Annotated in this window: 12 protein-coding genes; 8 read left to right on the forward strand and 4 right to left on the reverse strand. The window is 64.7% G+C overall.

What is annotated here, in order from left to right; genetic code table 11:
* Window positions 1-17: 17 nt before the first annotated feature.
* The 4 genes from AB3G45_RS26020 to AB3G45_RS26035 form a co-directional block, all read right to left on the reverse strand.
* Complete coding sequence (locus AB3G45_RS26020) at window positions 18-635, reverse strand: alpha-ketoglutarate-dependent dioxygenase AlkB (protein WP_367833275.1); 618 nt, start codon at window positions 633-635, stop codon at window positions 18-20.
* 6 nt (window positions 636-641) lie between these two features.
* Window positions 642-782: a hypothetical protein gene (locus AB3G45_RS26025; RefSeq protein ID WP_367833276.1), complete on the reverse strand. Its 141-nt coding sequence runs from the start codon at window positions 780-782 to the stop codon at window positions 642-644.
* A 96-nt stretch (window positions 783-878) separates the two neighbouring features.
* Window positions 879-1,313 (reverse strand): alternative ribosome rescue aminoacyl-tRNA hydrolase ArfB, encoded by a 435-nt coding sequence (gene arfB, locus AB3G45_RS26030; RefSeq protein WP_367833277.1) that lies wholly within the window; start codon window positions 1,311-1,313, stop codon window positions 879-881.
* Between the two features lie 124 nt (window positions 1,314-1,437).
* Complete coding sequence (locus tag AB3G45_RS26035) at window positions 1,438-3,048, reverse strand: phosphoenolpyruvate carboxykinase (RefSeq protein WP_367833278.1); 1,611 nt, start codon at window positions 3,046-3,048, stop codon at window positions 1,438-1,440.
* 312 nt (window positions 3,049-3,360) lie between these two features.
* Between AB3G45_RS26035 and AB3G45_RS26040 the strand changes: the two genes are divergently transcribed.
* The 8 genes from AB3G45_RS26040 to tsaE all read left to right on the forward strand — a co-directional run bounded on the left by AB3G45_RS26040 (window position 3,361) and on the right by tsaE (window position 13,093).
* Complete coding sequence (locus AB3G45_RS26040; RefSeq protein ID WP_367833279.1) at window positions 3,361-4,092, forward strand: response regulator transcription factor; 732 nt, start codon at window positions 3,361-3,363, stop codon at window positions 4,090-4,092.
* An 86-nt stretch (window positions 4,093-4,178) separates the two neighbouring features.
* Complete coding sequence (locus tag AB3G45_RS26045; RefSeq protein ID WP_367833280.1) at window positions 4,179-5,972, forward strand: stimulus-sensing domain-containing protein; 1,794 nt, start codon at window positions 4,179-4,181, stop codon at window positions 5,970-5,972.
* A gap of 14 nt (window positions 5,973-5,986) precedes the next feature.
* Window positions 5,987-6,448, forward strand: a complete 462-nt coding sequence (locus tag AB3G45_RS26050; protein ID WP_367833281.1) for an HPr kinase/phosphorylase — start codon at window positions 5,987-5,989, stop codon at window positions 6,446-6,448.
* A gap of 150 nt (window positions 6,449-6,598) precedes the next feature.
* On the forward strand, window positions 6,599-7,000 hold the full coding sequence (locus AB3G45_RS26055; RefSeq protein WP_367833282.1) for a PTS sugar transporter subunit IIA: 402 nt from the start codon (window positions 6,599-6,601) through the stop codon (window positions 6,998-7,000).
* A 15-nt stretch (window positions 7,001-7,015) separates the two neighbouring features.
* Window positions 7,016-7,288: an HPr family phosphocarrier protein gene (locus tag AB3G45_RS26060; protein WP_367833283.1), complete on the forward strand. Its 273-nt coding sequence runs from the start codon at window positions 7,016-7,018 to the stop codon at window positions 7,286-7,288.
* Window positions 7,289-7,444: 156 nt separating this feature from the next.
* Window positions 7,445-8,845 carry an adenosylhomocysteinase gene (ahcY, locus tag AB3G45_RS26065; RefSeq protein WP_367833284.1) on the forward strand — a complete coding sequence of 467 codons (1,401 nt, stop codon included), beginning with the start codon at window positions 7,445-7,447 and terminating at the stop codon, window positions 8,843-8,845.
* A gap of 291 nt (window positions 8,846-9,136) precedes the next feature.
* Window positions 9,137-11,590, forward strand: a complete 2,454-nt coding sequence (locus tag AB3G45_RS26070) for an ATP-binding protein (RefSeq protein WP_367833285.1) — start codon at window positions 9,137-9,139, stop codon at window positions 11,588-11,590.
* Window positions 11,591-11,596: 6 nt separating this feature from the next.
* Window positions 11,597-13,093, forward strand: coding sequence for a tRNA (adenosine(37)-N6)-threonylcarbamoyltransferase complex ATPase subunit type 1 TsaE (tsaE, locus tag AB3G45_RS26075; protein WP_367833286.1), 1,497 nt, complete (start codon window positions 11,597-11,599; stop codon window positions 13,091-13,093).

Genomic DNA, 13,093 nt, shown 5'->3' on the forward strand with positions numbered 1-13,093 from the left:
CCGGCTTACGACCGAAGTCAGGGATTGACCCGGCGCAGCGTCAGGTTGATGCGCCCGCCGTTCTTCAGCAGCGTCGAGGTGCCCGGATAGATCCGGTCGACGCCGTGGAAGATCAGCCGGCTTTCCCCGCCGAACACGAAGACGTCGCCGCTCGAAAGGCGGAACGACCGCGTGGGATCGCCGCGTGAAACGCCGCCGACTCGGAACAGGCACTGGTCGCCCAGCGAGACGGACACGACGGGCGCGGCAAATTCTGTCTCGTCCCGGTCCTGGTGCAGACCCATTTTCGCGTCCGGATCGTAGAAATTGACGAGGCAGGCCTCCGGTGGCTTCTCGAAGCCGGAAACCGCGTTCCACAGGGCAAGAAGCACTCCCGGAATGGCCGGCCAGGGGCGGCCGGTCTGCGGATGGGTCGGCTGGTAGCGATAGCCGCCGTCCTTGTCCGTCACCCAGCCGAGCGCGCCGCAATTGGTCATGCGCACGGACATCGGCTTGCCGGTCTTCGGCATGCGCGGCACGAAGAGCGGGGCCTCGGCCACGACCTGCCTGATAGCGCCGAGAAGGCCCTCCTGCGCCGGACGGTCGAAGTGATCGGGAAAGTAACGCAACCCCGGGGCGAAGCCGCGCTCAGCCATGCCCGCTCACGCTTCCGCCGGGTCCGGGATGCGCAGCACCTGGCCGGGATAGATCTTGGCCGGTTGGCGTCGGAGATCAGCGGGCGCTTTGTCGTCGCCGATGCCGAGCTTCTTGCCGTCGTTCTTGATGAAGCTGAAGAGACCCATGGCTATCTCCCTGGTCTTTCTTGCCTGGTTTTGCGAACTAAAGCAGAGGCTTTCCGCAAAGGAAAGGCCCCAGCGATAACGGCCAGGTTGCAGCAATCATTCGCCGCCGGGCTTGGCCCGCATGCGTTTTACGTCCGAGCGGCCCGACTTTTCCTTGAGCCGGCGTTCGACCGAGCCTTTCGTCGGCTTCGTCTTCTTGCGTGCCGGCGGGGGCGGCTCGGCCGCCTTGAGGATGAGCTCCTTCAGCCGCTCGCGCGCATCCTCCCGGTTGCGCTCCTGGCTGCGAAAGCGGTTCGCCTCGATCATCAGCACGCCGTCCTTGGAGAGCTTGCGGCCGGCGAGCCTTTCCGCATTGGCCTTCACCCTGTCGTTCAGCGAGGGCGAGTTGCGCAGGTCGAAGAAGAGCTGCACGGCCGTCGAGACCTTGTTGACGTTCTGCCCGCCCGGACCGCCCGCCAGCACGAACTGCTCGGTCAGTTCCCAGCCGGCGATCGTGATCGAACTCTTGATGTAGAGGGGGGCGCTCGCCATGGAAATTCCTTTCCCGGCCGTTCTAACCGGCAGCGGGCAAAACGGGAAGCCGCCGCGCGAGACGAAACGCAGACGAAAAACCCGGCCGCAAGGGCCGGGTTTCACGTGAATCATCGGCAAAAGCCTATTCGGCGGCAACCTTCAGGCCCGGCGCGGCATCGCGCACGCCGCCGTCCACATGGTTCTCGAACTTCTCGAAGTTCGCGATGAACATGTCGACGAGCTTGCGGGCCTGCCGGTCATAGGCAGCGCCGTTGGCCCAGGTCGAGCGCGGATCGAGGATCTTCGTATCGACGCCCGGCACCGAAACGGGGACCTGGAAGCCGAAATTGTCGTCGCGGCGGAAGAGCGCGTCCTTCAGCGAGCCGTCGAGCGCGCTGGCGAGCAGGGTGCGCGTCGCCTTGATCGGCATGCGGCGGCCCTCGCCATAGGCGCCGCCCGTCCAGCCGGTGTTGACCAGCCAGCAATCGACGCCATGCTCGGCGATCAGCTCCTTCAAGAGGTTGCCGTAGACCGTCGGGTGACGCGGCATGAAGGGAGCGCCGAAGCAGGTCGAGAAAGTGGCTTCCGGCTCGGTCACGCCACGCTCCGTGCCGGCGACCTTGGCGGTGTAGCCGGACAGGAAGTGGTACATGGCCTGGTCGGGCGTCAATCGCGCGATCGGCGGCATGACGCCGAAGGCATCGGCCGTCAGCATGATGATCGTTTTCGGATGCGGCGCGCGGCCGGTCTCGCTGGCATTCGGGATGAAGTCCAGCGGATAGGCGCAGCGGGTATTTTCCGTCAGCGAACCGTCGTTGAAGTCCGGAACGCCGTTCGCGTCGAGCACGACATTCTCCAGAACGGTGCCGAAGCGCTGGGTCGTCGCGTAGATTTCCGGCTCGGCCTCGGCCGAAAGACGGATCGTCTTGGCGTAGCAGCCGCCTTCGAAGTTGAAGATGCCGTTCTCGCCCCAGCCGTGCTCGTCGTCGCCGATCAGCGTGCGGGTCGGATCGGCCGACAGCGTCGTCTTGCCGGTGCCCGAAAGGCCGAAGAACACGGCCGCATCGCCATCCGGCCCGACATTGGCCGAGCAGTGCATCGGCATGACCTTTTCCGACGGCAGCAGCCAGTTCAGCACGGTGAAGACCGACTTCTTCATCTCGCCGGCATAGAAGGTGCCGGCGATCAGCACGATGCCGCGCGTCAGGTCGCAGGCGATCATGGTTTCCGTGCGGGCACCGTGGCGCTCCGGATCGGCCTTGAAGGTCGGCAGGTCGATGATCGTCAGCTTCGGGGCGAAGGCCGCAAGGTCCTTCTCTTCCGGACGGATGAGCAGGTTGCGGATGAACAGCGAATGCCAGGCGAGTTCCGTGACGACGCGGGTCGGCAGGGCGTAATCCGCATCGGCGCCGCCGACGAGATCCTGCACGAAGAGGTCGCGATCGGCCGCATGGGCCAGCATGTCGGCGTGCAGCACGTCGAAATGCGCGCGCGAGACGGGCTTGTTGTTGTCCCACCAGATGGCGCCGTCGGTGTTTTCGTCGCGCACGACGAACTTGTCCTTGGGGGAGCGGCCGGTGTGCTGGCCGGTGAGGGCGCGAAGGGCGCCATGGGCAGTCTTGACAGCCTCGCCGCGACCGAGGGCCTCTTCATAAAGAGCCTCTGCTGCAAAGTTGTACCGGACCGTGCCGTTGGTGTGGATACCCATCGCGGTAAGCCCCTGAGCGGGGTTGCGAACGCCAAGTTCCTGCATGGTCCAGTTTTCCTCCAAGGCAACGAGACTGGGGTGAATTTTGCGGGAACCTAATGCGCGGCCGTCAGAAAGACAAGAAAAAAATAAAAATTAGGCAATGATATCAATCAATTAATCGATTTAAATAATTATGTGACTTTTTTAATCGTTTGAATAATCGATTTAAAAAAGACTCGAAATGCCAAGCCGAAACGTCACCCTTTATCTTCGCCACAATTTGTTCCACCTTTACCCCCAGGAAGGCGCTTCACATCCAGGACAGGAAACGATCCGAGGTCGGGAAAGGCGCCTATGAATATGGAGACCAGCAGGATGCAGACGATCGCACTCGTTGACGACGACCGGAATATTCTGACATCCGTGTCGATCGCCCTGGAGGCGGAAGGCTACAAGGTGGAGACCTATACGGACGGCGCCTCGGCGCTCGACGGCCTTCTCGCCCGCCCGCCGCATCTTGCCATCTTCGACATCAAGATGCCGCGCATGGACGGCATGGAGCTTCTGCGCCGGCTGCGCCAGAAATCCGACATCCCCGTCATCTTCCTCACCTCGAAGGACGAGGAGATCGACGAACTGTTCGGCCTGAAGATGGGCGCGGACGACTTCATCACCAAGCCGTTCTCGCAGCGCCTGCTGGTCGAGCGCGTCAAGGCGATCCTGCGCCGGGCTTCCAGCCGCGAGGCGGCCGCCTCCGCGGGGGCCGCGGGCAGCGCCGCGAAGGCCGGCGAGGTTGCCGCCCGCTCGCTGGAGCGCGGCCAGCTCGTCATGGACCAGGAGCGCCATACCTGCACCTGGAAGGGCGAGCCGGTGACGTTGACCGTCACCGAATTCCTCATCCTGCATTCGCTGGCGCAGCGCCCCGGCGTGGTGAAGAGCCGCGATTCGCTGATGGACGCGGCCTATGACGAGCAGGTCTATGTCGACGACCGCACCATCGACAGCCACATCAAGCGCCTTCGCAAGAAGTTCAAGATGGTCGACACCGACTTCGACATGATCGAAACGCTCTACGGCGTCGGGTATCGTTTTCGCGAGATGGCCTGAGACGCGATTTCGCTTGCATGAACCGCGGCGGCGATGGCATGCCGCGGTCGGGCGGCGTCCTGCCGCCCGCTTGAAGGACGACCCGCTTGCTACAGACAGCGCCGGAAAAGGATGGGGAAGACGTCGAGGGCCGGCCCGCGCCGCGGTCCCTCCGCCGCCGCTGGACCCATCCCTTCACGCTCGCCCGCCGCATCTTCGGCAATGCCGTCTTTTCCAGCCTCACGCGCCGCATCCTGTTCTTCAACCTCGTCGCGCTCGTCGTGCTCGTCGCGGGCATCCTCTATCTCAACCAGTTCCGCGAGGGGCTGATCGATGCGCGCGTCGAGAGCCTGCTCACCCAGGGCGAGATCATCGCCGGCGCGATCTCCGCCTCGGCCTCGGTCGATACCAACTCGATCACCATCGATCCGGAAAAGCTCTTGGAGCTGCAGGCCGGCCAGAGCATCACGCCGCTGCCGAACGACGAGGACCTCGAATTCCCGATCAATCCCGAGCGCGTCGCCCCTGTCCTGAGAAGGCTGATCTCGCCGACGCGCACGCGCGCGCGCATCTACGACACGGACGCCAACCTGCTGCTCGATTCGCGGCATCTTTATACCCAGGGCCAGGTGCTGCGCTTCGACCTGCCGCCGGTGGAGCCGGAGAGCATCAGCATCATCGAGCGCATGAACGTCTGGTTCAACCGCATTCTCCAGCCGAGCAACCTGCCGCTGTATAAGGAAGCGCCGGGCGGCGACGGCTCGATCTATCCCGAAGTGATGAACGCGCTGACCGGCGTGCGCGGCGCCGTCGTGCGCGTCAACGACAAGAGCGAGCTGATCGTTTCGGTCGCCGTGCCCGTGCAGCGGTTCCGCGCCGTGCTGGGCGTCCTTCTGCTGTCGACCCAGGCGGGCGACATCGACAAGATCGTCCATGCCGAGCGCCTCGCCATCATGCGCGTTGCGGGCGTTGCCGGCCTCGTCAACATCGCACTGTCGCTGCTGCTCTCCAGCACCATCGCCAACCCGCTGCGCCGGCTTGCGGCGGCGGCGATCCGTGTGCGGCGCGGGGCGAAGGAACGCGAGGAGATCCCCGACTTCTCCGTGCGCCAGGACGAGATCGGCAACCTTTCCATCGCGCTGCGCCAGATGACCAATGCGCTCTACGACCGGATCGACGCCATCGAGAGTTTCGCCGCGGACGTCAGCCACGAGCTGAAGAACCCGCTGACCTCGCTGCGCAGCGCCGTCGAGACCCTGCCGCTGGCGCGCACGGAGGAATCGAAGAAGCGGCTGCTCGACATCATCCAGCACGACGTGCGCCGGCTCGACCGCCTGATCAGCGACATCTCGGATGCGTCCCGCCTCGATGCAGAGCTTGCCCGCAGCGACGCCCGCACCATCGACCTCGAAAAGCTGCTCGGCGACCTCATCGACATTTCCCGCCAGGTCAACACGCGCAAGAAGCCGGTGACCCTCGACTTCGTCGTGGATCGCAAGGACAATCCCAAGACGAAGTTCGAGATATCCGGCTACGAGCTGCGCATCGGGCAGATCGTCACCAATCTCATCGAGAACGCCCGCTCCTTCGTGCCCGATCCCGGCGGGCGCATCGTCGTGCGCCTGGCGCGCGGGCGCAACGACCGCTGCATCATCCAGATCGAGGACAACGGTCCCGGCATCCAGGCGGAAAACATCGACCGCATCTTCGAGCGCTTCTACACGGACCGCCCCGCCACCGAGGATTTCGGCCAGAATTCCGGCCTCGGCCTCTCCATCTCGCGGCAGATCGCCGAGGCGCATGGCGGCACGCTGAAGGCCGACAACATCGTCGACAAGGCGACCGGCACCCTCGCCGGCGCCCGCTTCACGCTGTCGCTGCCGACCGGCAACCAGAAATGAGCGGAATGAGGGGCATGTCGAACACAGCGCCCGTGAACCGCCATGCCACCGCCATCGTCATCGGCACGAGCGGACTTCTCTTCATCGGCCCCTCCGGCACCGGAAAAAGCGCCGTCGCACTGCACTGCATCGAGGCCGCCCGCGCCCGTGGTCTCTTCGCCGCCCTCGTCGGCGACGACCAGGTTCTCATCACCGAAGCGCACGGCCGGCTCATTGCCCGGGCGCCGGAAAGCATTGCCGGTCTTGCGGAGGTCCGGGGCGCCGGCATCGTCACGGTGGAGACGATCGAGGCGGCCGTTCTCACCCGGGCGATCCGTCTCATCGAACCGCCTTTCACCGAGCGCCTGCCGCCGGAAGAGGAAACCGTCGAGATCCTCCTCTCCTTTCCCCTCCCCCTGACGAGGCTGCCGCTCTTTCCGGGCGTGAGCGCTTTTTCGGCCCTCGTCGCGATTCACCCGGAAATCCTGAAGAGTTGACCGCGAAAGCCCCGTCAAAAAGCGGAATCGGGCATTTTTGGCTTGCACTTGGTCTTTTCATTGACATGATGGCCACCCCAACGGTGGACGGAATTGTTGCATTGCGGTATTCCGCCGTCCGTTTGAGTTGGGAAACTGGAGCGACTGCTGATGATAGGACTGGTGCTTGTCACCCATGGCAAGCTTGCGGAGGAATTCCGGCACGCCCTTGAACATGTCGTTGGTCCGCAAAAAGCGATCGAGACCGTCTGCATCGGCCCCGAGGACGACATGGACCAGCGCCGCCAGGATATCCTGGAGGCGGTGATGAAGGCCGACCAGGGCCATGGCGTCATCATCCTCACCGACATGTTCGGCGGAACGCCCTCGAACCTCGCCATTTCGGTGATGAACGGCGACGGCATCGAGGTGATCGCCGGCGTCAACCTTCCCATGCTGATCAAGCTTGCCGGCGTGCGCGGCGAGAACAATATGGAGAAGGCGCTGATCGACGCCTCCGAGGCCGGCCGCAAATATATCAACGTGGCAAGCCGCGTCCTGAGCGGCAAATAAGGTTTTCCGCCCTCCATGACCGTCTCGAAAGAGCTTCTCATCATCAACAAGCGGGGGCTTCACGCCCGCGCCTCGGCGAAATTCGTCCAGACGGTCGACGGCTACGATGCCGAGGTCACCGTCTCCAAGGACGGCATGACCGTGGGCGGCACCTCCATCATGGGCCTGATGATGCTCGCCGCCAGCCCCGGCTGTTCCGTGCTGGTGACCGCCGCCGGCGCCCAGGCCCGCGAGGTGCTCGACGCGCTGGATGCGCTGGTCACCGATCGTTTCGGCGAAGAAATGTAAACCAAGCGACGACATAAGGATATAAAGACTTCTTTATATCCTGTTGATCCAGCCGGCATTTCCTGATAGGAAGCGCCATCACGAACAGCACCTGTTCGGTCCACGCATGTGCCAGGGCATTCTTTACGCCGCACGTGCCAAAAGGCTGGAGACCCCATGACCACCACGAAGGACTACCACGTCGCCGATATCGCGCTCGCCGATTTCGGCCGCAAGGAAATTCAGATCGCCGAAACGGAAATGCCGGGCCTGATGGCCTGCCGCGAGGAATTCGGCGCGGCGAAGCCGCTCAAGGGCGCGCGCATCACCGGCTCGCTGCACATGACGATCCAGACGGCCGTGCTCATCGAGACGCTTGTGGCGCTGGGCGCCGACGTGCGCTGGGCCTCGTGCAACATCTTTTCCACGCAGGACCATGCCGCCGCCGCTATCGCCGCCGCCGGCATCCCGGTCTATGCCGTGAAGGGTGAGACGCTCACCGAATACTGGGAATATACCGACAAGATCTTCCAGTGGGCCGATGGCGGCCTCTCCAACATGATCCTCGACGATGGCGGCGACGCCACCATGTACATCCTGCTCGGCGCGCGCGCCGAAGCCGGCGAGAACGTGCTGGTGAACCCCGGCTCGGAAGAAGAGGAAATCCTCTTCGCGCAGATCAAGAAGCGCCTCGCCGCCTCCCCGGGCTGGTTCACCAAGCAGCGCGACGCCATCAAGGGCGTGACGGAAGAAACCACAACCGGCGTCAACCGTCTCTACCAGCTCCAGCAGAAGGGCCTGCTGCCCTTCCCTGCGATCAACGTCAACGACTCAGTCACCAAGTCGAAGTTCGACAACAAGTACGGCTGCAAGGAATCGCTGGTCGACGGCATCCGCCGCGGCACCGACGTGATGATGGCCGGCAAGGTCGCCGTCGTCTGCGGTTACGGCGACGTCGGCAAGGGCTCCTCCGCCTCCCTCCGCGGCGCCGGCGCACGCGTGAAGGTCACGGAAATCGACCCGATCTGCGCCCTGCAGGCCGCCATGGACGGTTTTGAAGTCGTGCAGCTCGAGGACGTCGTCTCCTCCGCCGACATCTTCATCACCACCACCGGCAACAAGGACGTCATCCGCATCGAGCATATGCGCGAGATGAAGGACATGGCGATCGTCGGCAATATCGGCCACTTCGACAACGAGATCCAGGTCGCCGCGCTCAAGAACCTCAAGTGGACGAACATCAAGCCCCAGGTCGACATGATCGAGTTCCCCAAGGGCAACCGCATGATCCTGCTGTCGGAAGGCCGCCTGCTCAACCTCGGCAACGCCACCGGCCACCCATCCTTCGTCATGTCCGCCTCGTTCTCGAACCAGGTCCTCGCCCAGATCGAACTCTTCACCAAGGGCGAGACCTACAAGAACGAGGTCTACGTCCTGCCCAAGCAGCTCGACGAGAAGGTCGCCCGCCTGCACCTCGCCAAGCTCGGCGCAAGGCTCACGGAACTCTCCGACGAGCAGGCCGGCTATATCGGCGTGACGACCCAGGGTCCGTTCAAGGCCGAACACTACAGGTACTGATCCTTACCCAGGTTATCCACAACATCTAGGGGCTGCGCGCTTGACACAAGCGCGCAGCTTCTTTTTTGGGCGCATCCCTTCCCGACGATTCTGGAAACAAGTATCCTTTAAGGCATTGATTCGGCGGAAAGATGCGGACCCTTCGCGCTGGATTGGGATGTCTTGTCGATCAGGCGGCAAACGGACGGAGACAGACCGGGGATGATGGCGGACAGAAAACGAGGCCGTTCCGGGCAGGCTTTTGCCATGCCGGAGCGGGACAGGGCGCATTCGCTTGCGCAGAATAAATTCATGGTTAACAGATGGTTTACGGGCGGCAGGCGGCGTCTCGTATCGGCACTGTCGGCCGGCTCGGCGCTGACGGCGCTCGCCGGCCCGGCGCATGCAGCCGGCCCCCATCTTGCCACCGCGGAGATCGTCACCGTTTCCATGCTGCTCGGCGTGATGTCGGCCGCCATGGTCTCGGCGATCTGGATGATCCGCCAGCGCGGCCGCATGGAAGCGGAAAGCCGCGAACTGAGGACGCATCTTTCCGATGCCCGCCACAACGTTTCCCGCCTCCAGGCGCTGATCGGCGACAAGGACCGCCGCATCGTCGTATGGGACGGCCTTTCGGAGAAGCCGGAATTCCTGGGCCAGCTGCCGGCCGAGACCGGCGCGCCGCAGGCCGACCGCGAGTTCCTCGCCTTCGGCCGCTGGCTGAAGCCCAATTCCGCCGCCGAGATCGAGCGCGCCGTGGAACGGCTGCGCTCGCAGGCGCAGAGCTTCGACCTCATCCTCGAAACGAGCCGCGAGGAAGTGCTGGAGGCGCAGGGCCGCGTTTCCGGCGGCCAAGCCTTCGTGCGCTTCGTGGCGCTGAACAATCTGCGCGCGGAAGCGGCCGAACTGAGGCTCGAACGCGACCGGCTGGTCCAGGCGCTCACCACGCTGCAGGGCCTGCTCGACCAGATCGACCTGCCCGTCTGGCAGCGCGCCGCCGACGGTTCGCTCGCCTGGGTGAACGAAGCCTATGCCGAGGCCGTCGAGGCCAGGGACGCCGCCGGCGCCGTCACCGAGGGCCGCGAGCTGCTGCCGACCATCGCGCGCGAAAAGATCCGCGCCGCCAGCACCTATGACGCGCCGTTTCGCGACAAGGTCTCCACCGTCGTGCACGGCAACCGCGGCTTCTTCGACGTCGTCGATGCACGCAGCCCGACGGGTTCGGCCGGCATCGCCGTCAATGTCTCCGATATCGAGGCGGTGCGCGAGGAACTGGTGCGCACCCTGAAAAGCCATGCCGAAACGCTCGATCACCTGGCGACGCCCGTCGCGATCTTCGACGGCGAGCAGCGCCTGCAATTCTACAACCAGGCCTTCCAGCGCATGTGGGAGATCGACACGGCCTTCCTCGAACGCAAGCCCGGCAACGGCGAACTGCTCGACCGCCTGCGGGCCGGCGGCAAGCTGCCGGAACAGCTCAACTGGAAACAGTGGAAGGACAACGCGCTTTCCGTCTACCGCGCCATCGATACGCAGACAGACCTCTGGCACCTGCCGAACGGCCAGACGCTGCGCGTCTTCGCCACCGCCCGCCCGCAGGGCGGCGCGACCTGGGTGTTCGAGAACCTGACGGAAAAGGTCGATCTCGAAACGCGCTACAACACGCTGGTGCAGGTGCAGGACGAGACGATCGACCATCTTGCCGAGGGCGTCGCCGTGTTCAGCCCGGACGGGCGCATCCGCCTCTCCAACCCGGCCTTCCGCGCGCTCTGGGGCATCAGCGAGGCCGAGGCGAAGTCCGGCACCCATATCCGCGCCATCGAGCAGGCCTGCGCACCGTCCTACGACAAGCCGGACGGCTGGAAGCGTTTCGCCCATATCATCACCAGCTTCGACGACGAACGCCCCTCCTGCCAGGGCGTGCTGGAGCTGCGCACGGGCCTCGTGCTCGACTTCGCCGTCATCCCGCTTTCCAACGCCCAGACGATGCTGACCTTCGTCAACATCACCGACAGCGTGCGCGTCAGCCGGGCGCTGACGGAAAAGAACGAGGCGCTGCGCAAGGCCGACGCGCTGAAGAACGATTTCGTGCAGCACGTCTCCTACGAGCTGCGCTCGCCGCTGACCAACATCATCGGCTTCGCCGATCTCCTGAAGACGCCGACCATGGGCGAGCTCAACGACCGGCAGGCCGAATATGTCGACCATATCGCGACGTCTTCGGCGGTGCTGCTGACCATCGTCAACGACATCCTCGACCTTGCGACCGTCGATGCCGGCATCATGGAGCTCGACTACAGCGAGATCAACCTGACGGACCTGCTCGACGACGTGTCCATGCAGTTCGCCGACCGGCTGTACGAGGCGCAGGTGACGCTGGAAATCACCGCGCCCGACAATCTCGGCACCATCGTCGCCGACCAGCAGCGCCTCAAGCAGATCCTCATCAAGCTCCTGAGCAACGCGGCGAATTTCGCGCCGGAAGGCAGCTCCATCGGCCTCAGATGCTGGCGCGAGGGCGCCGACCTCGTCTTCACCGTCTCCGACCGCGGGCCCGGCATTCCGCAGGACGTGCTGAAGACGGTGTTCGACCGCTTCGAAAGCCACGGCCGGCGCGGCGGCGCGGGCCTCGGCCTGTCCATCGTCGAAAGCTTCGTCAGCCTGCACCACGGCACCGTCACCATCGACAGCCGCGAGGGCCGCGGCACGGACGTCACCTGCCGCATCCCGTCTGCGACGATGACCTCCTTCGCCGCGGCGGAATAAGCCCGGATGGTGCTCGACCTCTTCCTTCCCGACGAAGCCGCCACCATACGCTTCGGCGAGGACATGGCGCTCGGCCTGAAGCGCGGCGACTATGTCGCGCTGTCGGGCGATCTCGGCGCCGGCAAGTCGACCTTCTCCCGCGCGCTGATCCGGGCGATCGCCGACGACGCCGATCTCGAAGTGCCGAGCCCGACCTTCACGCTGGTGCAGAGCTACGACCTGCGCATCCCCGTCGCCCATTTCGACCTCTACCGCATCGCCGATGCCGCCGAGATCGACGAACTCGGCTTCGACGAGGCGCTTTGCGACGGCATCTGCCTCGTCGAATGGCCGGAAAAGGGTTTTGGTACGCTGCCGGCGGAGGGGATTTCGCTCCGCTTCCTGCATGAGGGCGAGGGACGGCGCGTCACCATCGACGCTCCGGCACCGGCGCTGGCCCGTATCCGCCGCTCCCTGGCGATCCGCGCCTTCCTCGATGAAGCGGGCTACCGAAATGCCGTGCGCCGCCACCTGACGGGCGATGCCTCGGTGCGGGCCTATGAGCATGTCGATGCCGGCGGCACGCGTTTCGTGCTGATGGATTCGCCGCGCCACACGCCCGGCCCGATCCTTGCCCATGGCAAATATTACCAGCAGATCGCCCATATCGCCGAGGACGTGAAACCCTTCATCGCCATCGGCCGCTATCTCGTCGCGCGTGGCCTGCGCGCCCCGGCCATCCATGCGATGGACATCGATCAGGGCATCCTCCTGATCGAGGATCTCGGCAGCGAAGGCGTGCTCGACGAGAACGGCGTGCCGATCGCCGAGCGCTACCGCGAAAGCGCCGCCTGCCTTGCGCGCCTGCACGGGGAGGCCGCGGAACGGGATCTTCCCGTTGCCGGCGACATCGTGCACCGCGTGCCGGATTTCGACCGCGACGCCATGCAGATCGAGGTGAGCCTCCTCATCGACTGGTACCTGCCCTACACGCGCGGCACGCCGGCAAGCGAGGACGAGCGCGGCACCTATGTCGTCCTGTGGGACGGGCTGATCGACAGCCTTGCCGACGCCGAGCACAATCTGCTGCTGCGCGACTTCCACTCGCCGAACCTCATCTGGCGGCCGGAGGCGACCGGCACCGACCGGGTCGGCATCATCGATTTCCAGGATGCGATGATCGGCCCCTCGGCCTATGACGTCGCCTCTCTGGTACAGGATGCGCGCGTCGACATGCCGGAGGGCGTGGCGGAAGGCGTGCTCGACCATTACCTGTCGCTGCGGGCGAAGGAGCCCGGCTTTAACCGGGAGCGCTTCCTGCGCGACTGGCACGTCATGGCGGCGCAGCGCAACTGCAAGCTCGTCGGCCTCTGGGTGCGGCTGATGCAGCGCGACGGCAAGCCGGCCTATATGCGCCACATGCCGCGCACCCTGCGCAATCTGGAGCGGGCGCTGGCCCATCCCGACCTCGCCCCCTTGCGCGACTGGTGCGAAAAGGCTGGAATCCTCGCGACCGAATCATGA

Source organism: Shinella sp. S4-D37 (assembly GCF_040812195.1).
Lineage (GTDB): Bacteria > Pseudomonadota > Alphaproteobacteria > Rhizobiales > Rhizobiaceae > Shinella.

Excerpts from the sequence above, each read along its gene's own strand:
- AB3G45_RS26020 (WP_367833275.1), bottom strand. The coding sequence starts at position 635 with ATGGCTGAGCGCGGCTTCGCCCCGGGGTTGCGTTACTTTCCCGATCAC.
- AB3G45_RS26025 (WP_367833276.1), bottom strand. The coding sequence starts at position 782 with ATGGGTCTCTTCAGCTTCATCAAGAACGACGGCAAGAAGCTCGGCATC.
- arfB (WP_367833277.1), bottom strand. The coding sequence starts at position 1,313 with ATGGCGAGCGCCCCCCTCTACATCAAGAGTTCGATCACGATCGCCGGC.
- AB3G45_RS26035 (WP_367833278.1), bottom strand. The coding sequence starts at position 3,048 with ATGCAGGAACTTGGCGTTCGCAACCCCGCTCAGGGGCTTACCGCGATG.
- AB3G45_RS26040 (WP_367833279.1), top strand. The coding sequence starts at position 3,361 with ATGCAGACGATCGCACTCGTTGACGACGACCGGAATATTCTGACATCC.
- AB3G45_RS26050 (WP_367833281.1), top strand. The coding sequence starts at position 5,987 with ATGTCGAACACAGCGCCCGTGAACCGCCATGCCACCGCCATCGTCATC.
- AB3G45_RS26055 (WP_367833282.1), top strand. The coding sequence starts at position 6,599 with ATGATAGGACTGGTGCTTGTCACCCATGGCAAGCTTGCGGAGGAATTC.
- AB3G45_RS26060 (WP_367833283.1), top strand. The coding sequence starts at position 7,016 with ATGACCGTCTCGAAAGAGCTTCTCATCATCAACAAGCGGGGGCTTCAC.
- ahcY (WP_367833284.1), top strand. The coding sequence starts at position 7,445 with ATGACCACCACGAAGGACTACCACGTCGCCGATATCGCGCTCGCCGAT.
- AB3G45_RS26070 (WP_367833285.1), top strand. The coding sequence starts at position 9,137 with ATGGTTAACAGATGGTTTACGGGCGGCAGGCGGCGTCTCGTATCGGCA.
- tsaE (WP_367833286.1), top strand. The coding sequence starts at position 11,597 with ATGGTGCTCGACCTCTTCCTTCCCGACGAAGCCGCCACCATACGCTTC.